We start from the raw sequence: 19,433 nt of genomic DNA, 5'->3' as shown, positions 1-19,433 counted from the left end.
GTCACGTGTGATGAATTATGTCAGGGTTTCCGTCCGAAAGAACTCCATGCCGATCCGCGCCAACGATCAGATCATCCACAAGGCCGCATGGCTCTACTATACGCATGGCCTGCGCCAGGATGAAGTCGCCCAACGTCTTGAAATCTCGCGTGCTTCCATTGCCATGTATCTGCGCAAGGCGCGCGAGATGGGGATAGTCACCATCACCACGTCGACGGAACTCTTCTCCGACGACGTCCTTGCCCGCGAGCTGGAGGACGCCGCAGGACTGACGAGTGTCTGGATCGTCCCCGAGGACCGGCAGGCCATGGACCCGGCCGTCGAGATGCCCGTGGTGGCGGCCTCGGTTTTCCTGGAGCTCATCAACAAGGGCGACAGGATCGGTGTCGCCTGGGGCCGCACCGTGTATCACATAGCGGACGTCATGCCGTTTGCCGATCTTCGGGGCGTGTCGGTCGTGCAGCTCTGCGGCAATCTCGGCGCTCCCTACTCCTACCGCCCGGATCAGTGCACCACGGAAATCGCCCGCCGTCTCAATGCGGAAGGCATCAATTTCTATGCGCCCCTCGTCCTCTCATCCGAGCGGCTCGCCGAGGAGTTGCGCCGCGAGCCCGTCATCAGGGACCAACTTGCCACGATTTCGGACTGCAAGCTCGCGCTCTACTCCGTCGGGGGCATCGAGGAGGATAGCCATCTCGTCAAATGCGGTGCCCTTTCGGCGGAGGACATGCATGCGATGGGCAAAAGGGGGGCAGCCGGCGTCATCGCCGGACAGCTGATCGATCTCGACGGCCAGTGGATGGACTGCGCGCACAACCGACGGTGCATCTCGGCAGACCTCGACTCCATCCGCGCGATCCGGAAGCGCATGCTGGTGGTGCAGGAGGAAAGCAAGTTCGAGCCGCTGATGGCGGCTCTGAAGGGCGGGTTTGCTTCGCATCTCGTCGTTACCGCCTCGATGGCGCGACGGATCATGGACCGCTGGAGCCGCGATCATTGAATATGCGCGCCGAGCGTCCATCGGGACGCGCGGCGCACGTAATCAGGGCTTCGGCATCCAGGCCGGCATGGCGACGTCGGCATGCGCGAATTGCGGCAGCTTCACGCCGAGTTCTTCCATGTTCTTGATGTCCTGATCGCTCAGGTCCTTCTGCGTGATCAGCGTCGGGGGCACGATCACCTGCCGGCCGGGATCCTCGCCGGCAAGCAGCATGGCGAGCGAACGCACCGAGACCTGGCCGACGACGGCGGGATTGGTCGCCGCGGTCGCCACCCAGGCCGAGCCCGCCTCCCGCATGGCGGCGATGTCCGAGGTCGAGATGTCGGCTGAGTAGATCTTCACGCTGGAGGAGAGGCCCGCCTCGTCGACCGCGATCTTCACACCCTTAGCGAATTCGTCATAGGGGGCGAACATCACCGTGATGTCCGGGTTGGCTGAAATCACGGAACGGGCCTGGTTGGCGACGGAATTGGCGATCGGGTTGTCCATGGTGCCGAACTGGGCAGCTTCCTCGATGCCGGAATATTTCTTCTTGAATTCCTTCCAGGTCTCGTCGCGGCGGTCGAGCGGGGCGATCCCGGCGACGTAGACGTAACCGGCCCTGAAGCTCTCGCCGTTATCCTTGATCGCCTGTTCGAGGGCGAGACGGGCGAGGTCGCGGTCGGACTGTTCGATCTGCGGAATCTTCTCATTCTCGACATTCACGTCGAAGGCGACCACCTTAATGCCGGCATCGATCGCGCGCTGGGCAGCTTCCTTCATGGATTCCGTCAGGCCGTGCTGGATAATGATGCCATCCACTCCGAGCGCTATCGCCTGATCGACCATATCGGCCTGGAGCGCGGCGTCCTGACGGCTGTCGAATATCTGAAGCTCAACGCCGAGCGCCTTGGCCTGCGCCTCGACGCCTGCGAGATAGGACTGAAAGAAGTCGCCGGTCGAAAGATAACGCACGAGCGCGATCTTCACGTCGCCGGGCTTGTCGAACGGCTTCGGCATGTCGGCGGCAAGGGACGGCACGGCAAAGGCAGCCGCGCCCATAAGCGCGAGCGTCCATCTGCCCAGGGTTCTTCGAGTTATGTCCATGTCAGTCTCCTCCACTGATGAACTTTGATGGTCCGCCGAGGTCTCCTCAGCGTTTGCCTCTTTTCGAGAGCGCAAAGGTAAAGATCAGGGCGACGACGAGCACGGCGCCCTTGATGAAATCCTGCGTGTAGTAAGGCGCATTCATCATCGTCAGGCCCTGCAGTAGGATCCCGACGAAAAGCGCGCCGACGGCCGTTCCGAAAGCGTTCGGCTTGGCCGCACCCAGCACGGCAAAACCGATCAGTGCGGCGGCGACGGCGTCGAGCAGCAGGTTGTTTCCGGAGGCGATATCGCCGCGGCCGAGGCGTGCTGCAAGCAGAATGCCGCCGATAGAGGCGAAGACGCCGGAAATGACGTAGGCCGAAATCTTGTAGGCATTGACCGGCGCCCCTGCTAGCGCGGCCGCGCGCTCGTTGGACCCGACCGCATACATTATGCGGCCGAAGCGGGTGTATTCGAGGAAGAACCAGATCGCTATGGCGAGCACCACGAGCACCACGACCGAGACCGGCACGAGGTTGGGCAGGACGAGATCGAAGCGGTGGCGCCCGAGCGCCAGGAAAGCCGGACTGAAAGTGCCGGTCGCGACCGAACCGTCGGGCAGCGTCATGCCCGCGGCAATCGAGCGGCCCTCGGTCGGGATGCGCTGAAGGCCGAGCAGCAGGAACATCATGCCGAGGGTAGCCAGAAGGTCCGGAACGCGCATGTAGACGATGATGAAGCCGTTGATCAGGCCGACGAGCGCGCCGACGGCGAGGCATACGAGCGCCGCCGTAAGCGCGTCGCCTCCCATCACCACCATGACATAGGAGGAAGCCATCATCGCCGTGGTGGCGACCGAGCCAATCGAGAGGTCGAACCCCCCGACGACAAGCGTCGCCGTCACGCCGAGGGCGAGAATGCCGGTGATCGACACGGATTGCAGAATGAAGACTGCGCTTTGAGGGGAGGCAAAACCTCCGGTTACGAGCGAGAAATAAAGAACCATGCCGGCGAGCAGCATGAGGAAGCCGTACTTGATCGCGGTCTCCCTGATGCCCCACGTGCCCGGAAGTACGGGGGCCGCGGCGGGTTTGCTCTGTTCACTGCTCATGATGCATGACCTGCTGATGGGATTGACCGGCGATCTCCGACAGCAGGCGCTCGACATCGACTTCAGTGTTTCGATGTTCGCCGACGATGGTCTGCTCCGACATGACGAGGATGCGGTCGGCGACCTCGAACGCTTCGTCGAGTTCGGTAAGGAAGAGGATGGTGGAACGGCCCGCGGCCGAGATGCGCAGCTTGTTGCCGATGTCCCGGCGCGCGGCGATGTCGACGCCCTGGAACGGCTCGTCGAGGATGAGCAATCGCGAAGGCTCGCAGAGCCAGCGCCCGACCATCACCTTCTGCTGGTTTCCGCCCGAAAGTGTCTGCATCTCGTCGCGTTCGTTTCGGCAGATCACGCCGAGCGAGGTGATCTGCCCGCGCGCCTTGGCCCTTTCGGCCCTGCGGCTCGATATGCCGCAGCGGGAGAGCTTGCCCAGAAACGGCAGGCTGATGTTCTCGTAGATGTTGAAATCGGGCGCGATGCCGCTTTCGGCGCGGTCCTTCGCGACGAGGAAAACGCCGCGCGCAATCGCCTGACCGGTTGTTTTCGGCGCATAGCGCAATCCGTCAAGGGTCATTTCGCCGGCCAGCGGGGAGCGCGCACCAAACAGCGTTTCGGCAAGCGCCGTCTTGCCGACCCCCACCAGGCCGGTGACCGCGACGATCTCGCCGTCAAGGAGATCGAAATCGAAAGGCCGCGCATGGTCGGACAGCTTCAGGCCGCGCACCTTGAAGATCGGCCCGCCGGCCTTGTGCACCGCGATTTTGCCCGCCGAAACCTTGCGGCCCAGCATCGCGTCGACGGCGCCCTCATAGTCGAGATCGGGCCCGTCGAAACGGCCCGTGATCCGGCCATCGCGAAGCGAGACGATGCGGTCGGCGAGGCGGCGGATATCCGACATGCGGTGCGAGATATAGAGAATGGCGACGCCGCGTGCCTTTAGCCGGTCGACGAGATCGAAGAGGCGTTCCGCTTCGGCGCTCGAGAGGCAGGACGTCGGCTCGTCGAGGATAAGCACCTTCGGCTCATGCGACATCGCCCGGGCAATCGCCACCATCTGCCGGTCGGCAAGGGTCAGGTCGTTGACGTTGGCGGCAAGATCGATGGAGAGCCCCATATGGGCGGCGACCGCAGCCGCCTCGCGCCGGACGCGCCGCGGATTGAAGAAGAACCGCGAGCCACGTCCGTTCAGCCGGTCGAACGTCAGATTGGTTGCGACGTCGAGGTCGGCGACGACCCCGTCATTGATGTTCTGGTGCACGGTGACGACGCCGGCGCGGATCGCCTCGGCAGGCGTCACCGGCTCGAAAGCCGCATCCGCAAGCGTGATCGCGCCGGAGTCGCGCGCATAGACGCCGGAGAGAATGCGCACGAGGGTGGATTTTCCGGCGCCGTTGGCGCCCATCAAAATCGTTACCGCGCCGGCCTCAAGATCGAGATCCACCCCTTGGAGAACCTGCACGGGTCCAAAGGATTTGCGCACGCCCTCGATGCGAAACACTGCCTTTCCGCTCATTGTCTCCTCCCGACGATGCACGTTAGGATAGGCTTTCATCAAATGTCAAGGTCATTGACATTTGCCAGAATGGTGCCTTAGCTGTGCCATGGCGGCGGGCGGTGGAGGCCGCGCCATCCGCAGGAGGAGGACGATATGGACAAGCAAGTCTTCGAGGCGCTCAGCGCCGAGTCATTGCCGCATCGGCTCGGCGGCAATTCCGCTCTCAGGGAGAAGATCGGCGGGGACGTTTCGCACTGGACCGTCAAGGAGATCGGCGACGGCAACCTCAACCTCGTGTTCATCGTCACGGGCAGCAAAGGCACGGCGGTCGTCAAGCAGGCCCTGCCCTATGTTCGCCTTGTCGGCGAGAGCTGGCCGCTGCCTCTGAAACGCTCCTTCTTCGAATACCACGCGCTGGTGCGCCAGGCTGCGCGTGCTCCCGGTATGGTGCCGGAGATTTTCTTCTTCGACGAGACGCAGGCGCTGATCGTCATGGAGTATCTGACACCGCACGTTATCCTGCGCCGCGCGCTGATCGATGGGCGCGAACTGCCCAATATAGGTTGCGATCTCGGCCTCTTCGCCGCCCGCACGCTTTTCCGCGGCTCGGACCTTTCCATGGCGACGCGCGACAAAAAAGCGGACCTGGCACTCTTTGCAGACAATGTCGAACTGTGCGACATCACCGAAAATCTCGTTTTCTCCGACCCTTATTTCGAAGCCGATCTCAACCGCCACACCGCGCCGCAGCTCGACCCGATCGTGATGGAGCTCCGCTCCGACCGCGACCTCAAGGTCGAGGCGCAGCGGCTGAAGCATCTCTTCTCCGCCAAGGCCGAAACGCTCTGCCACGGCGACCTGCATACCGGTTCGGTGATGGTCACGAACGTCGAGACCCGCGTCATAGACCCGGAATTCGCCTTCTACGGACCGATCAGCTTCGACGTCGGGATGCTTCTCGCCAATTTCTGGATGAGCTACTTCTCGCAGAGCGGCCAGGAGAGCACCACCGGCGCGCGCGACGGCATGCGCGCCTATCTGCTCGAGACGATCGAAACGATCTGGGAAACGTTCCGCTCCGAATTTGCCCAGCTCTGGCGGACCGAGCGCTTGGGCATCCTCTACCAGGCGCGCGTTTTCGAGGACAGGAACGACCCGCTCGGCGCCGAGCAGGCGCTCAACATCGTCATCGACGATATCTGGCGCGAGATGCTCGGCTTTGCCGGAATTGAGATCCACCGCCGCATTCTCGGCCTCGCCCACAATGCCGATTTCGAAACGATTGCCGATCCCGACCGCCGCGCCGCCTGCGAAAGCAAGGCGTTGAAGCTCGGACGTCATCTCGCCGTCAATCGGCATCGCATCCACAGCCTCAGGGACATCCGCGCCACGGCGGAGCGGCTTCAGAAGGAGACACTCGCGTGAAAGTCGGAGACCGTCATTACCATACGATCTGGCTCAACGAGGATGGCCGCTCCGTCGACATCATCGACCAGCGCTGGCTGCCGCACGACTTGCGTGTCGTGACGCTGAAGACTGTCGCCGACGTGGCCCTCGCCATTCGCGACATGTGGGTGCGCGGCGCGCCGCTGATCGGCGTCACCGCCGCCTACGGCGTTGCCATCGCCATGGCGAAGGACCCATCGGATGCGCATCTTGATGCCGTCTGGGACGAGCTTCACCAAACGCGGCCGACCGCCATCAACCTGCGTTGGGCGCTCGACGCGATGCGGGACCATCTGCGCCCGCTGCCGGAAGCAGGACGCGCGGACGCCGCCTACCAGCGCGCCACGGAAATCGCGGAAGAGGACGTCGAACTCAACCGCGCCATCGGCGCGAACGGCCTCAAGGTCATCCGCCAAATCGCCGCCAAGAAGAAGCCGGGCGAGCCGGTTCGCATCCTCACCCACTGCAATGCCGGCTGGCTGGCGACCGTCGATTACGGCACCGCGACGGCGCCGATCTACATGGCGGTCGAGGAAGGCATACCGGTGCACGTCTATGTCGACGAGACGCGGCCGCGCAACCAGGGCGCCTATCTCACCGCCTGGGAGATGAGCAGCCATGGCGTGCCGCACACGCTGATCGTCGACAATGCCGGCGGCCATCTCATGCAGCACGGCGACGTGGACTTGGTGATCGTCGGCACCGACCGCACCACGGCCAATGGCGACGTCTGCAACAAGATCGGCACCTACCTCAAGGCGCTCGCCGCACGGGATAACGGCGTGCCCTTCTATGTCGCTCTGCCGTCGCCGACGATCGACTGGACGGTCCATGACGGGGTCAAGGAAATTCCGATCGAGGAACGGCCCGGAGACGAGGTGAGCTTCGTGCAGGGACGCGCGTCCGACGGCTCCATCGCCAGCGTGCGCATCTCGCCGGAGGGCAGTCCCGCGGCAAATCCCGCCTTCGACGTGACGCCCGCACGCCTGATCACCGGCCTTATCACCGAGCGCGGCATCGCCACGCCGTCACCGGAAGGGCTTAAAGCGCTCTTCCCCGAACGGCGTTGAGACGATGCCGCGACCGGACGGCAGTTAGACCTCTATGCTGCGCCGCGAGGCCATGACATAGAGCCCGCTCGCGAGGGTCGCGACGGCGCAATAGGTGATGGCGCCGAGCGGGCCGAAGCTGTCCACGAAGAGCCCGCCGAGGACAGCGCCGCTGGCGATGCCGACCTGGAAGGTCGCGACGATGAGGCCGCCCGTGCTTTCCGCATGGTCGGGGGCGGCTCGCACCATCCAGGTCTGGACGGCGACGGGCAGCGCCCCGAATGCGAAGCCCCAGAGGGTCACCGCCACGGCCGACACGACATCGAGCGAACCGAAGGTCACGAGGGCGAACGCCATCGCTGCGATGAGCAGCGTTCCGAGGCTCACGGCCGCCGTGATGCTGCGTTCGATGATGAGCCCGCCGGCGAGATTGCCGAAGAAGCCGCCGGTGCCGTAAGCCAGCAGGATCAGCGAGATCGCCTCGATGCCGAACTCCGGGACGTTTTCGAGGAACGGGCGCACATAGGTGAAGCCGGCGAAGTGGCCCGAGACAAAAAGCAGGACGGTGATGATCCCGATGCGGATGCTCGGCATGCGCATCAGATCGAACAGGAGCTTCAGGCTCGGAGCCGATTGCGGCGGCAGCCGCGGTATGGTCGCCATCTGCACGATCAGCGTTACGGCACCGACCGCCGCAGCCATCAGGAATGCGGCGCGCCAGCCCCAGAGATCGCCGATATAGGCGCCTATGGGCGCCGCGCAGACCGTCGCCACCGAGACGCCGGTGAAGACGATCGACATGGCACGCGGCACGAGCGACATCGGCACGAGACGCAAGGCGATTGCCGCCATCATCGACCAGAAGCCGCCGAGCCCGATGCCGAGGACGACGCGTGCGGCAAGGAGCATGGCGAGATTGGTGGCGAAAGCCGCAAGCAGGCTGGAGGCGATCAGCGCCAGGGTGAAGCCCCAAAGCACGAGCCGGCGGTCGAACCGGCGCGTGGCGATGGCGATCGTCAGCCCGGCAACCGCGCCGACGACGGCGGTCGCCGTCACCGCCTGGCCGGCCGTGCCCGTGCTGATACCGAGATCGGCGGCCATCGGTGTCAGAATGCTGACGGGGAGAAATTCTGCGGTGACGAGGCCGAACACGCCGAGCGCGAGGGAGCCGACCCCGGCCCATGCCGGATCGATTCGCTCCTCGCTTTCCGGTATGAACGTGGCGTCCAGAGTGGTCGCTGTATCTGTCATAAGAGCGGTCTCCTTGAGAGGGTCCGGCTTAGATAAGGCGTGACGCCCTGGACATTCCATGCTAGAAATTCCGCAATGCTTGATCATTCGTCCAAAACATCGTCTTCCGCTTCGGAGGATTTTCTCAGCGAACTCCTGCGCGGACTGCGCCTCGACGGCGTCGACTACGTCCGTTGCGAATTGACCGCCCCCTGGGGAATTTCATTTCCGGCGCAGGAGGCGGCGCGCTTCCACTTCATCTGCGGAGACTGCTGGCTGCGGGTGGCCGACGGAGACTGGATCGAACTGAAGCGCGGCGATGCCGTGCTTCTGCCGCGTGGCGGCGCGCATGCGCTGGCGAGCGCGCCCGGCGAGAAGCTGTCGCCGCTCGAAGCCTATTCGGTCGAGGAGGTATGCCATTGCGTCTACGACGTCTGCGGCGGCGGGCGCGGCAAGACCACCATCCTTTTCTGCGGCAGTCTGCGGTTCAACATGGATGCCATGCATCCGTTGCTGCGCATGATGCCCGACGTAATGCGCATCGACGCCCTGACGGCCAGCGAGCCGGCGATCCCGCATATGCTCGACGCCATGGCGCGGGAAGTCGGCGCCAGCCGCGTCGGCTCCGGCGGCGTGCTGGCGCGGCTCGCCGACGTGCTCGCGGCGCTCATCATCCGCTCCTGGGTGGAGCACGGATGCGGCAATACGAACGGCTGGGTGGCGGCGGTCCGCCACCCCGGGCTCGGCCGCGTGATCGCGGCCATGCACCTCGATCCGGAAAAGACCTGGACCGTGGATTCCCTCGCCAAGCTCATGGGCGCCTCGCGCTCCGGCTTCGCGCAGCAGTTCGCCGCCGTGGTCGGCGAGACGCCGGCCCGCTATCTCACGCAAGTGCGCATGCACCAGGCACGGCAATGGCTGACCCGCGACCGCATGCGCATCTCCGTCGTCGCACGCCGCCTCGGCTATGACTCGGAGGCCTCGTTCAGCCGCGCCTTCAAGCGTGTGATCGGCTTGCCGCCAAGCCACTATCGCGGCTCCGAACCGCCAGAAGCACCGACATTTTCCATCGGCGAGGGCTGAGGGAGAGGCAAGAAGACCTATCCTTGAAGTGCTTTAGGGCGGCCACTCCTCGGCTGCCCATTCCCGCGCGGTGTGGATGACGCGCAGGATCATGACGCTTTCGCGGCCGCCGTGGTTCATCAGTGCATATGCGATTACATAGGGCAAGCGGGTGATGGACTTCTCGTACGTGCCGATCACCCGCCCCGGCCTCCCGGTCGCCATCTCGCCGAGTGCTGCAGCCGTGTCGCGAACCCGGCCCGCCACTCCTGCCGCTGCATCCGGGTCTTCCCGAGCAATGAAGAGAACCTGATCCTTGAGGTCATCCAGAGCCGCACGCGACCACTGAACAAGCCGCCTCAAACTTTGTCGCCCTTACCGGTCTCCGCCTTCCGGATTACGTTGAAAATTTCAGCCATGGCCTCTTCATGCGGAACGAGGCGGCCAGCTTCGGCATCGGCCATACCGCGCTTGATCCCGTCGATGATTTCAAGCTCCCGGTCCACATAGGCAGCTACGGCTTCGCCCGCGAGGAAGGAGCGGCTACGCGAAGTGGCGCTAGCGATCCGATCGAGCTTCTTCTTTAGCTCGGGGCTGACCCGAATGGTCATAGTGGTGCTGACGGGCATGATGTTATCCTGTATTCGGTTGTGTACATGTTAACACATGATGCCGAATCGGTTCAAGGCTGTGCCTCTTCGGAGGACGGAGCGCTCACCATTGGACCAAGTCATCCCACATCTTGTCGTAAGCTTCGCGCTGAAGTGGCTTACTTGCCGCCCCACCAATGACGATCCCGTGCTTCTCTCGAAGCCGTCTTGCCGTCTCCAATGGCTTTTCCCGATTGCGACGGCGGTCGATAGCCTCCTTCATGGCGGTGACGATCGCCTCTCTTATGCTGAGACCGGCCATACGGGCGAACGTGCGCGTCAAAGCATCCGCCTGGGGGTCGTTGATATTGATCGCCATCGCAGCAGCCCATTCAGATCACATTCGCTGATAATGCGGGCACTATCCCGTGCAAGCAAGCTCGCGAGGCGACGGCATGAGAACGCGGCCTGATCCCCCTACCGCAAACGCCGCCCGTCTTCGGCGAAGAACCGCCTTCGGTCATCGGGCACGGCGAAAGAAAGTCTTTCCCCCGCCTGCCAGTTCGGGCCCTCGCGCTGTTCGACGACGAGGCTCTGGCCGTCTTCGAGCTGGCAATAGAGGTAGCGCGTTCCGCCGAGATATTCCGAGAACTCGACCTGGGCAGCGATCCGTTCCGGCCCCGGCTCCGCCACCGCGATATGTTCCGGCCGTATGCCGAGAAGCAGGCGCTCGCCGTGCTTCAGACTGCCGCCGTCGATTGCTGCCTCGAGTGTGGTCTCGCCGACCCGGATCGTACCGTCCCCCTGCCATTCCGCATCGAGGAAATTCATCCGCGGCGAACCGATGAAGCCTGCCACGAACATGTTGGCCGGGTCCTCGTAAACGTCGCGGGGGCTGCCGGCCTGCTCGATCCGGCCGTCCCGAAGCACGACGATCTGATCGGCCAGCGTCATCGCTTCCGTCTGATCGTGGGTGACATAGATCATCGTGTTGCCGAGCTCGCGGTGCAGGCGGGCAATCTCGATGCGCATCGACACGCGCAGTTCCGCATCGAGGTTGGAAAGCGGCTCGTCGAACAGGAAGACGTCGGGCTTGCGCACGATCGCCCGGCCGATCGCCACGCGCTGGCGCTGACCTCCGGAAAGCTGGCCGGGCCGTCGGTCGAGCAGATGGTCGATCTTGAGGATGGCCGAGACCTGCGCGACGCGGCGCGCGATTTCGGCCGGGTCGGTTCGGGCCATCTTGAGCCCGAAGCCGAGATTTTCGCTGACGCTCATATGCGGGTAGAGCGCGTAGGACTGGAAGACCATGGCGATGCCGCGCTCGGAGGGGTCGAGGTCTGTCACGTCCCTGCCCTTGATGGCGATCTCCCCCTCGGACACCTCTTCGAGCCCCGCGATCATCCGCAGCAGGGTCGATTTCCCGCAGCCTGACGGGCCGACGAAGACGACGAAATCGCCTTCCTCGATCGTCAGGTCGATGCCATGGATAACCTCCAGGCCGCCATAACTCTTGCGTATGTCGCTGAGCACGACACTCTTGTTGCTGATGCCGTTCGCCATCCTGGAGATCGCCTACTTGTCCGCCTGGACCCAGACGAGCATCTCGCCCGGCGCCCGGTTGTCCCAGAGATGATAGGGCACGAAGCGTGCGTTGTGCGGGCGGCGCTCAGGCCTCGTCTGACGGTAAAGCGCCTTGCCCCAGTCTTCCGTTTCCTCGCGCTCGACGGAAATGTCGATGGCGACCGCACCGTTCAGATCGTCGAGCACGACCGCCTCGGCAGCCGGCAGTTCGCGGGGAAGCACGATCGCGTTCAGGTCCTCGCCATTGTCCGTGGCCTCGACGCAGTAGACGAGCGGACCGCGCATCAGCGCCACGCGGCCGGCGTCCTGCCGCACCTTCGGATTGGCATATTGCGGCCGAAGCGCCAGCGGCAGGTAAAGCGCCACGCGGTCGCCGTCCGACCATTCGCGTTCGATGCGGGCATAGCCGCCGGTCAGATGCGCCGAGAGATCGAGCATCGTACCGTTGACGCTGAGCGTCGCGCCCGCCGCCCATTCCGGTATGCGCAAGGACAGCGCGAATTTCGCCGGCCTGTCGAGCTTCGTCGTGAAGGCGATCGCCCCCTCCCAGGGATAGCTGGTCTCCTGCCTGAGCTCGACCTCGGCGCCGTTCGCGAGTTTCAGCCGCGCCGTGCTTTCGCCGTAGAGATGGACGGCGATCTCGTCCTCGGCGACCGCATACATATAGGAACCGATCGAGGTCACGAGCCGCGCGATATTGGGCGGGCAGCAGGGGCAATGATGCCACTTCCATCGGTGGTGCCTGCCGGTGCTTTCGAGCGGATTGTCGTAGAAGAAGGTCTTGCCGTCGATAGAAAGACCCGGCAAGGCGCCGTTATAGAGCGCCTGCTCCATGATGTCGGCATAGCGGCGCTCCGGGCCGCGGCCGAGCATGCGGCTCGCCCAGAAGACGAGGCCGACGGAGGCGCAGGTCTCGGCGTAGGCCGTGTCGTTGGGCAGGTCGTAATAGCAGGTGAAACCCTCGTTCGAGGCTGCCGGACCTATGCCGCCGGTGATGTACATCTGCTTCGTGGTGAGGTCGTCCCACAACGTTTCCAAGGCTGCCGTCAGGCTGTCGTCCCTGTATTCGGTCGCGATATCGGCCATGCCGGAATAAAGGTACATCGCGCGCACGGCGTGGCCGACGACCTTCGTCTGTTCGCGCACCGGCTGGTGCGCCTGGCCGTATTCATAGGTCTTCTGGATGAAGCTTTCCGGATCGCGGCCGTCGCGTCTGGCTTCCTCGGTGAAGAAATGCGGCTCGGTGCCGCGCTCGTCGATGAAGAACTTCGAAAGGTCGAGATACTTCTTCTCGCCCGTCACGCGCGCAAGCTTGACGAGCGCGAGCTCGATCTCCTCATGGCCGCAATAACCAGGGATCTGCCCTTCGCCGCGCCCGAAGACCGTGATCATATAGTCCGCAAAGCGGCACATGATGTCGAGAAGCTTGCGCTTGCCGGTCGCCTGGTAATAGGCGACGGCAGCCTCGATCAGATGGCCCGCGCAATAGAGCTCGTGGTGGTCGCGCAGATTGGTCCAGCGCCTGTCGGGCTGCACGCGCTGGAACCAGGCATTGAGATATCCATCCTGGTCCTGCAGCTTCTCGTACATGTCGATGATCCGGTCGGCGCGCGCCTCGAGTTCCGGATTGGGGCGGCGGTAGAGCGAATAGGCGATCGTCTCGATCGACTTGCCGAGGTCTGAGTCCCAGAACATCTGCGTGGTACCGCCCCAGGGTTGGATGGGGATGACGATGCCGGGGCTCGGCTGACTGACGTCGATCGCCTTGATCATGCCCGCCTCGACGCAGCGGTCGAGCAGGGTTTCGGCGGTGGATCGGCAGACGGCATCCTGCCATTTGCCCCAGAATCCGCCGAGTTCGACATCGGGAACGGCAACGGGGCGGAACTGGCGGTCTTTCACGGTCTTTGTCATGAGGTCGCTTTCTCTCGGATCATTTTACCGCGCCGGCCATCAGCCCGCGCATGTAATAGCGTTGCAGAAGAAGGAAGACGAAGAGGCAGGGAACGACCATCACCGCGACGCCGGCCTGCACCGCGCCCCAGTTGATCGCGCCGAGACGGCCGGCGCGCACGGCGGTCATCAGAACGGGAAGCGTGTAATTGTCGTTGCTGGACAGGAGGACGAGCGCGGCGAAGAATTCGTTCCAGGCATTGAGGAAGGCGAAGATCGACACGGTCGCAATCCCGGGCATGACCAGCGGCAGCAGCACCCGGACGAGAAGTTTCAGGTCGCGGGCGCCGTCGATGCGCGCCGCTTCCTCGATCTCCTTCGGCACGGCATCGAAGGCGTTGCGCATCATGAAGACGGAAAAGGGAAGCTGCAACGTCACATAGACGAGCATCAGGCCGACGAGCGAATTGTTGAGCCCGAGCCGCGCCAGAATGATGAAGAGCGGCGTCAGGATCGATTGGAACGGGATCATCAACGTCGCGATGATCAGTACGAAGAGCGCGTTCTTGAAGGGGAAGCGGTAGCGGGAGAAGCCGTAGCCGGCGAGCACGCTGACCGCGACGGTCAGGACGACCGTTCCGATCGACACGAGGAGCGAATTGAACATGTGCTGCCAGATGCCGGCACCGAAGCTGTCGAGCGCCCGGTAGGCGTCGAAACTCAGCCCCGAGATCGGCCATGGCGGCAGCGGCGGGCTGCCGGATTCGCTGTTCGGCCGGAACGAGGCAAGAAAGGAAACGGCAAAGGGCGCCAGGAAGAAGAAGGCCGTTCCGATGCCGATGCCGTGATAGACGATCCTGTCCCGGAGCGCCTTGCGGGCGCGGATTTCGCGGCGCGTCCTCATGGGCGTTCATCCCCCACCTTGAGCAGCCAGAGCTGGACGACGCTGAGCGTCACCAGGATCAGGAGGAGCGCGATCGACAGTGCCGCGCCGTAGCCGAGATTGAAGGACACGAAGGACTGGTTGAAGATATAGTAGACGACAGAGATCATCTTGTTCTGCGGACCGCCGCTGGTCATGATGTAGAACTGGTCGAAGGCGAGGATCGAGCCGGTGACCGAAAGGATGAGCGCCAGCGCCATGGTCCGGCGCATCAGGGGCAGCGTCAGGTGGCGGAAGCGTTGCCAGCGGCCGGCGCCGTCGATGCGCGCGGCCTCTGTCAGTTCGGCCGGGATGGCCTGCAGCCCGGTCAGCAGGATGATCATGGTGAAGCCGGCGATCTTCCAGACGACCATGACGATGATCGTCAGAAACGCGGTATCGAACTTGGCGAGCAGGTTGATCCGTCCGGAGGTCAGGCCCAGCATATCGAAGAGCGGCGCGAAGAGCCCGCTGTCGACATTGGCGAGCCACACCCAGAGCAGTGAGGCGGACGCGAGCCCCACCACGACAGGCAGAAAGACGATGGTCCGGTAGAGCGAGACCAACGGCCTCTGTTTCTCCACGAAAACCGCCAGCGGGAAGGCGACCGCGAAAATCGCTATCGTGACGATCAGGGTATAGTGGGCGGTGAAACCGAGCGCGTTGAAGAACCGCGCATCGGTGAACATCCGCGTATAGTTGCGCAGGCCGATCCAGGCCGGCTCGCCGAGCAGCGGCCATTTGTGCAGGCTCATCCACAGCGTGAACAGCACCGGCAGCACGAAGAAGAGCGTGACGAGCGCCATGGCGGGCGCGATATAGATGAGGCCGCGCCATCCGGCTTGCCGCTTCGGGCGTCGCCGGCGGGTGGCGGATGTGAGTGCTGACGTCGTCATGGATGCGCTTTCAAGGGTTTCGAGGCATCGGCGGCAGGGGGAAACACCCTCTTGGCATATTCATGTTCGCGGTTGGCGCAGGCCCTGCTTCTTGCCGATCTCCCCCTTTGTGGGGGAGATGCCCGGCAGGGCAGAGGGGGTTTGTCCCCCACCCGCCACTCACGAAGCAGCACACCTTTCGTGCCAGCCTCACTGCCCCGCGTCGATGATCGACTGCATCTCGTCTTGTGCGTTCGAGAACGCACCGTCGACGTCGTCGCCGTAGATCGCGGCATTGGTGAAGGTCGCCCACGGCCCGTTGGCGCTGTTGATCAGGTCGTTGAACTGCAGCGTATAAGGCGTCTGGGCGACGGCGATCGCCTCCATGCCGACCTTCAGGCGCGGGTCGAGGCCCTCGAGCACCTCATTGGCGATGTCGCCGCGGGTGGGCAGGCTGCCGAATCTCGCCATGATCTTCTGGCCCTCCGGCGAATAGGTGTATTCGAGGAATTCCTTGACCTCTTCGAGCTTCGGCGTTCCCTTGGTGACGACGAAGTTGTCGCCGCCGGCAAAGGAGGACGGCTTGCCGTCGACGCCGGGGATCAGCGTCACACCGAAATCGATCTCCGGATGCTGCGTCACCAGCGTGCCTATGGCGAAGGCGCCGAGGCTCTGCTGGCCGATCTTGCCATTGGTGAAGCTGAGGAAATTCACGCCGTTGTCGCTCGCGGCACCCGCAGGAACGAGGTCCTTCTCGACCATGTTGCGGTAAATGTCGACGGCCTTGCGCATCTGCGGCGTATCGAGCGTCGCGGTCTTGCCGTCGGCCGAAAGGATGTCGGCGCCCGCGCCCCAGGTCAGCGGCGTGAAGGTGAAGATCATGCAGCCGCCGCAGCCGCCGCCGGAGAAGTAGAAGCCGTAGGTGTCGCCGCCGAGCGCGCGGATTTTCTCGGCATTGGCGGTGATCTCCTCCCAGGTCTTCGGCGCCTTTTCGGGGTCGAGGCCGGCCTTTTCGTAGAGGTCCTTGTTCCAGGCGAAGATCGAGGTCTCGACCGTGAGCGGCAGGCCGTAGATCTTGTCCTCATAGGTGCCGAGCTTCACATGCGAGGGCGAGAGCGAATTGAAGTAGGGCAGCGCCTTCGCCCAGTCGGTGAGGTCTTCCAACTGACCGGCGGCGGCGAAAGCCGGCGTGTAGATCAGGTCGAGCGAAAGCGCGTCTGGCGCCTGGCCGCCGGCGATCGCAGTGGCATATTTCTGCACGAGCTCGGCAAAAGGCACTTCGGTGAGCTCCACCTTGTTCTCGTGACCTGCATTGTAGGCCTTGACGACTTCCTTGAACGAGTCGCCGATACCCGAGCGGACCCACATGCTGATCGTCTCGGCCGAAGCGGCCGAAATCATGCTGGCCGATATGAGGGCCGTCGCTGCCATCAGTTTCTTGAACATTTCGCATTCCTCCCAAATGCGGGGCCACCTCGGGTGAACCCATCTCCTCAATCAGTTCTGTCGTCCCCCGCCTTCGCAGGAGTCCCGTACGACAAGCCTGCAGGGCAGCTTGCGCAGGCCGGGCTCGATCGTCCGGCCCTCCGCAAGCGCGAGCACCATCAGCCCGGCCTCCCGCCCAAGCTCCTTCAGGTTCATGTCGACGGTCGTCAGCGGCGGCCGCGTCTGCGCCGCCATGATCTCCCAATTGTCGAAACCGATGACGGAGACATCCTCCGGCACCCTCACGCCGCGTTCGCGCAGCGCATCGACCACGCCCCGGGCGATCTGGTCGTTGCCGCAGAAGATGCCGTCGGGCCTTTCGCCGCCCGCATTCCAGATGCGGCCGATCGCCTCGTGACCCCAGGCCTCCGACCAGACTCCATGCAGGACCGGCGCCTCACCGCTCGCAACAGCCCGAAATGCCTCGGCGCGCTCGACCGCGGAGGTGAATTCCAGCGGGCCCGTGATGTGCAACAGCCGCTTGCGGCCCATCTTCTTCAGCCGCTCCGCCGCCAGCCTCGCACCGTGACCGTCGTCCGAGGTCAGCGTCACGCTGCCGGGCTCGCCCTTGGTGAAAGCATAGACGACCGGCACCGGCAGGCCGGCGAGATCGACCGGGAGAGACCTGTCGACCCGCTTGCCTGTCGCGATGATGCCGTCCACCTGCTTGTCCAGCATGGCGTCGACATGAATTTTCCCAAGCGCCGGGTCGTCCTCTATGGCGCACAGGAAGACCGATACTCCATGATCCACCAGTGCTTCCGAAACCCCGGCCATGACCGGCAGCGTGAAGCGCCCATAGGTGTCGTTCGTCAGAAGGCCTACGGTGAAACTGCGGTTGCTCAAGAGCCCCCGCGCCAGCGCGTTCGGCCGGAAGCCGATCTCCGCCGCGAGATTCTTGATCCGCTCGCGCGTGTCGGCAGCCATGCGACCATTGTCGTTGAGAGCCTTCGAAACAGTCGAAACGCTCACGCCGGCGACCCTCGCCAGATCGTGAATGGTGACCCGATGCCCCTTGCTGCGCTGTGAGTTCAGTTTCGCCTCCTCCCGAGAGTCACAATGAGAAAACCTTTTCTCAATGCGCGAGTCAAGCTGAGAAAAGGTTTTCTCAGCAAATAAGTATGATTTTTCGCGAGTGGTGTGGACGACGAAGGTGGCAGCAGCTTGCCCCTCACCCTAACCCTCTCCCCGCGCGCGGGGAGAGGGGACGAGTACGACGCTGCCGCGAGTCCCCTTCGCCCCGCCTGCGGGGAGAAGGTGGCCGGCAGGCCGGATGAGGGGGGTGCTGGCGTTTAAGCTTCAGATCACAATGATTTTAGTTAGAGCGGGATGCGGGCGGAAAACCACACATACTTTTCCTCGTCCCGCTCGTCAGGAGAAGCTGAGCGGCCGATCGCCCTGTTCATCCTTGATGCGGGTCGGCAGGCCGATCCGGTTGAGGATATCGAGGAACGGCCGCGGGGGCAGTTCTTCCACATTCGCCATCTGCCTGACGTCCCACTCGCCGCTGGCGATCAGCATGGCGGCCGCCACCGGCGGAACGCCGGCCGTGTAGGAGATGCCCTGCGAGCCCACTTCTTCATAGGCTTGCCTGTGGTCGGCGACGTTGTAGATGAACACCTCGCGTTCCCGGCCGTCCTTGAGGCCCTTGACGAAATCGCCGATGCAGGTCTTGCCCTCGTAGCCGGGCGCGAGCGACGCCGGGTCAGGCAGGACCGCCTTCACCACCTTCAGCGGCACGACTTCGAGGCCCTCGGCGGTCTTGACCGGCTGCTCGGACAGGAGGCCCAGGTTCTTCAGAACCGTGAAGACGTTGATGTAATGGTCGCCGAACCCCATCCAGAAGCGCACATCGGCCCCGTCCATGTTCTTCGACAGCGAGTGAACCTCGTCATGGCCGGTCATATAGGCCTGGCGCTTGCCCACGACGGGCAGGTCGAACTCCTTGCCGACCTCGAACATCCGGTTCGTCTGCCAGGCACCCTTCTGCCAGGAATAGACCACGCCGGTAAATTCGCGGAAGTTGATCTCCGGATCGAAATTGGTGGCGAAATACTTGCCGTGGTTGCCGGCATTGATATCGACGATGTCGACATCCGTGATCTTGTCGAAATATTCGTCCTTCGCGAGGCGGGCATAGGCATTGACCACGCCCGGGTCGAAGCCGACGCCGAGAATGGCGGTGATGCCCTTCTCCTTGCACTCGGCGGCGCGCTTCCATTCATAGTTCCCGTACCACGGCGGCGTTTCGCAGATCTTGTTCGGCTCCTCATGGATCGCCGTGTCCATATAGGCCACACCCGTGTCCATGCAGGCGCGCAGCACCGACATGTTGACGAAGGGGGAGCCGACATTGATCACGATCTGAGAGCCGGTGCTGACGATCAGCGCCTTCGCCGCCTCGACGTCGAGCGCGTCGAGCGCATGCGCCTCCAGCTTCACCTCGGTCTTCAGGCTCTTCTTTTCACGTACGGACTCGACGATCTTGCGGCACTTGTCGACCGTGCGTGAGGCAATATGAATATCTCCCAATACATCGCTGTTCTGGGCGCATTTGTGCGCCACGACCTGTGCCACGCCACCGGCGCCGATGATGAGAACGTTCTTTTTCATTTCGGGGAAT

General features: G+C 63.6%; 18 protein-coding genes. 4 read left to right on the top strand and 14 right to left on the bottom strand.

Going from position 1 to position 19,433, the window contains the following annotated elements; all coding sequences use genetic code 11:
• The first annotated feature begins 10 nt into the window (after nucleotides 1-10).
• Nucleotides 11-1,000 (top strand): sugar-binding transcriptional regulator, encoded by a 990-nt coding sequence (locus M1D34_RS17670; protein WP_498783272.1) that lies wholly within the window; start codon nucleotides 11-13, stop codon nucleotides 998-1,000.
• 42 nt (nucleotides 1,001-1,042) lie between these two features.
• Here the strand turns inward: M1D34_RS17670 and M1D34_RS17665 are convergent, their stop codons facing one another.
• From M1D34_RS17665 to M1D34_RS17655, 3 genes are read right to left on the bottom strand one after another with little or no spacing between them, the layout of a single operon-like run.
• Nucleotides 1,043-2,086: a substrate-binding domain-containing protein gene (locus tag M1D34_RS17665; protein ID WP_498783270.1), complete on the bottom strand. Its 1,044-nt coding sequence runs from the start codon at nucleotides 2,084-2,086 to the stop codon at nucleotides 1,043-1,045.
• Nucleotides 2,087-2,132: 46 nt separating this feature from the next.
• On the bottom strand, nucleotides 2,133-3,179 hold the full coding sequence (locus M1D34_RS17660; RefSeq protein WP_003529409.1) for an ABC transporter permease: 1,047 nt from the start codon (nucleotides 3,177-3,179) through the stop codon (nucleotides 2,133-2,135).
• Complete coding sequence (locus tag M1D34_RS17655) at nucleotides 3,169-4,692, bottom strand: sugar ABC transporter ATP-binding protein (protein WP_498783268.1); 1,524 nt, start codon at nucleotides 4,690-4,692, stop codon at nucleotides 3,169-3,171. Before M1D34_RS17655 ends, M1D34_RS17660 begins: the two co-directional genes overlap by 11 nt.
• A 135-nt stretch (nucleotides 4,693-4,827) precedes the next feature.
• On the opposite strand from M1D34_RS17655, the gene mtnK reads away from it, so the two are divergent.
• Nucleotides 4,828-6,099 (top strand): S-methyl-5-thioribose kinase, encoded by a 1,272-nt coding sequence (gene mtnK / locus M1D34_RS17650; RefSeq protein WP_498783266.1) that lies wholly within the window; start codon nucleotides 4,828-4,830, stop codon nucleotides 6,097-6,099.
• The gene (mtnA, locus tag M1D34_RS17645) at nucleotides 6,096-7,190 is read left to right on the top strand and encodes an S-methyl-5-thioribose-1-phosphate isomerase (RefSeq protein ID WP_498783264.1); all 1,095 of its coding nucleotides are present in this window, start codon (nucleotides 6,096-6,098) and stop codon (nucleotides 7,188-7,190) included. The genes mtnK and mtnA overlap by 4 nt, the downstream gene beginning before the upstream one ends.
• Before the next feature lie 24 nt (nucleotides 7,191-7,214).
• Here mtnA and M1D34_RS17640 read toward each other — a convergent pair whose 3' ends face one another.
• A complete protein-coding gene (locus tag M1D34_RS17640; protein WP_107592037.1) occupies nucleotides 7,215-8,420 on the bottom strand; it encodes an MFS transporter in 1,206 nt (401 codons plus the stop codon).
• Nucleotides 8,421-8,495: 75 nt separating this feature from the next.
• On the opposite strand from M1D34_RS17640, the gene M1D34_RS17635 reads away from it, so the two are divergent.
• Nucleotides 8,496-9,482: an AraC family transcriptional regulator gene (locus tag M1D34_RS17635; protein WP_027988255.1), complete on the top strand. Its 987-nt coding sequence runs from the start codon at nucleotides 8,496-8,498 to the stop codon at nucleotides 9,480-9,482.
• A gap of 33 nt (nucleotides 9,483-9,515) precedes the next feature.
• On the opposite strand, the gene M1D34_RS17630 is transcribed toward M1D34_RS17635, so the two are convergent.
• The 10 genes from M1D34_RS17630 to M1D34_RS17585 form a co-directional block, all read right to left on the bottom strand.
• Nucleotides 9,516-9,824: a type II toxin-antitoxin system RelE/ParE family toxin gene (locus M1D34_RS17630; RefSeq protein WP_498783261.1), complete on the bottom strand. Its 309-nt coding sequence runs from the start codon at nucleotides 9,822-9,824 to the stop codon at nucleotides 9,516-9,518.
• Complete coding sequence (locus tag M1D34_RS17625) at nucleotides 9,821-10,090, bottom strand: CopG family ribbon-helix-helix protein (protein WP_498783259.1); 270 nt, start codon at nucleotides 10,088-10,090, stop codon at nucleotides 9,821-9,823. Before M1D34_RS17625 ends, M1D34_RS17630 begins: the two co-directional genes overlap by 4 nt.
• 85 nt (nucleotides 10,091-10,175) lie before the next feature.
• Complete coding sequence (locus tag M1D34_RS17620) at nucleotides 10,176-10,430, bottom strand: type II toxin-antitoxin system VapB family antitoxin (RefSeq protein WP_498783257.1); 255 nt, start codon at nucleotides 10,428-10,430, stop codon at nucleotides 10,176-10,178.
• A gap of 98 nt (nucleotides 10,431-10,528) precedes the next feature.
• On the bottom strand, nucleotides 10,529-11,614 hold the full coding sequence (locus M1D34_RS17615; RefSeq protein WP_498783255.1) for an ABC transporter ATP-binding protein: 1,086 nt from the start codon (nucleotides 11,612-11,614) through the stop codon (nucleotides 10,529-10,531).
• A gap of 12 nt (nucleotides 11,615-11,626) precedes the next feature.
• Entirely contained in the window at nucleotides 11,627-13,549 is a 1,923-nt protein-coding gene (locus M1D34_RS17610) for a glycoside hydrolase family 127 protein (protein ID WP_498783254.1), read from the bottom strand.
• A gap of 19 nt (nucleotides 13,550-13,568) precedes the next feature.
• Nucleotides 13,569-14,432 carry a carbohydrate ABC transporter permease gene (locus M1D34_RS17605; protein ID WP_498783252.1) on the bottom strand — a complete coding sequence of 288 codons (864 nt, stop codon included), beginning with the start codon at nucleotides 14,430-14,432 and terminating at the stop codon, nucleotides 13,569-13,571.
• Nucleotides 14,429-15,346: a carbohydrate ABC transporter permease gene (locus M1D34_RS17600; protein WP_498783250.1), complete on the bottom strand. Its 918-nt coding sequence runs from the start codon at nucleotides 15,344-15,346 to the stop codon at nucleotides 14,429-14,431. Before M1D34_RS17600 ends, M1D34_RS17605 begins: the two co-directional genes overlap by 4 nt.
• Before the next feature lie 189 nt (nucleotides 15,347-15,535).
• A complete protein-coding gene (locus tag M1D34_RS17595) occupies nucleotides 15,536-16,771 on the bottom strand; it encodes an ABC transporter substrate-binding protein (RefSeq protein ID WP_498783248.1) in 1,236 nt (411 codons plus the stop codon).
• Nucleotides 16,772-16,822: 51 nt separating this feature from the next.
• Nucleotides 16,823-17,782, bottom strand: coding sequence for a LacI family DNA-binding transcriptional regulator (locus M1D34_RS17590; protein ID WP_498783246.1), 960 nt, complete (start codon nucleotides 17,780-17,782; stop codon nucleotides 16,823-16,825).
• A 399-nt stretch (nucleotides 17,783-18,181) separates the two neighbouring features.
• Nucleotides 18,182-19,423, bottom strand: coding sequence for a saccharopine dehydrogenase family protein (locus M1D34_RS17585; protein WP_498783244.1), 1,242 nt, complete (start codon nucleotides 19,421-19,423; stop codon nucleotides 18,182-18,184).
• Nucleotides 19,424-19,433 lie beyond the last annotated feature (10 nt).

The sequence above is a fragment of the Ensifer sp. D2-11 genome (assembly GCF_054161295.1).
This window is presented reverse-complemented; position numbering and strand designations above follow the sequence as displayed.

Bases quoted from the DNA above. Each gene is read 5' to 3' on its own strand.
- mtnK (WP_498783266.1), top strand. From the start codon at position 4,828: ATGGACAAGCAAGTCTTCGAGGCGCTCAGCGCCGAGTCATTGCCGCAT.
- M1D34_RS17665 (WP_498783270.1), bottom strand. From the start codon at position 2,086: ATGGACATAACTCGAAGAACCCTGGGCAGATGGACGCTCGCGCTTATG.
- M1D34_RS17610 (WP_498783254.1), bottom strand. From the start codon at position 13,549: ATGACAAAGACCGTGAAAGACCGCCAGTTCCGCCCCGTTGCCGTTCCC.
- M1D34_RS17660 (WP_003529409.1), bottom strand. From the start codon at position 3,179: ATGAGCAGTGAACAGAGCAAACCCGCCGCGGCCCCCGTACTTCCGGGC.
- M1D34_RS17605 (WP_498783252.1), bottom strand. From the start codon at position 14,432: ATGAGGACGCGCCGCGAAATCCGCGCCCGCAAGGCGCTCCGGGACAGG.
- M1D34_RS17655 (WP_498783268.1), bottom strand. From the start codon at position 4,692: ATGAGCGGAAAGGCAGTGTTTCGCATCGAGGGCGTGCGCAAATCCTTT.
- M1D34_RS17640 (WP_107592037.1), bottom strand. From the start codon at position 8,420: ATGACAGATACAGCGACCACTCTGGACGCCACGTTCATACCGGAAAGC.
- M1D34_RS17620 (WP_498783257.1), bottom strand. From the start codon at position 10,430: ATGGCGATCAATATCAACGACCCCCAGGCGGATGCTTTGACGCGCACG.
- M1D34_RS17635 (WP_027988255.1), top strand. From the start codon at position 8,496: ATGCTTGATCATTCGTCCAAAACATCGTCTTCCGCTTCGGAGGATTTT.
- M1D34_RS17670 (WP_498783272.1), top strand. From the start codon at position 11: ATGAATTATGTCAGGGTTTCCGTCCGAAAGAACTCCATGCCGATCCGC.
- M1D34_RS17585 (WP_498783244.1), bottom strand. From the start codon at position 19,423: ATGAAAAAGAACGTTCTCATCATCGGCGCCGGTGGCGTGGCACAGGTC.
- M1D34_RS17600 (WP_498783250.1), bottom strand. From the start codon at position 15,346: ATGACGACGTCAGCACTCACATCCGCCACCCGCCGGCGACGCCCGAAG.
- M1D34_RS17595 (WP_498783248.1), bottom strand. From the start codon at position 16,771: ATGTTCAAGAAACTGATGGCAGCGACGGCCCTCATATCGGCCAGCATG.
- M1D34_RS17615 (WP_498783255.1), bottom strand. From the start codon at position 11,614: ATGGCGAACGGCATCAGCAACAAGAGTGTCGTGCTCAGCGACATACGC.
- M1D34_RS17625 (WP_498783259.1), bottom strand. From the start codon at position 10,090: ATGCCCGTCAGCACCACTATGACCATTCGGGTCAGCCCCGAGCTAAAG.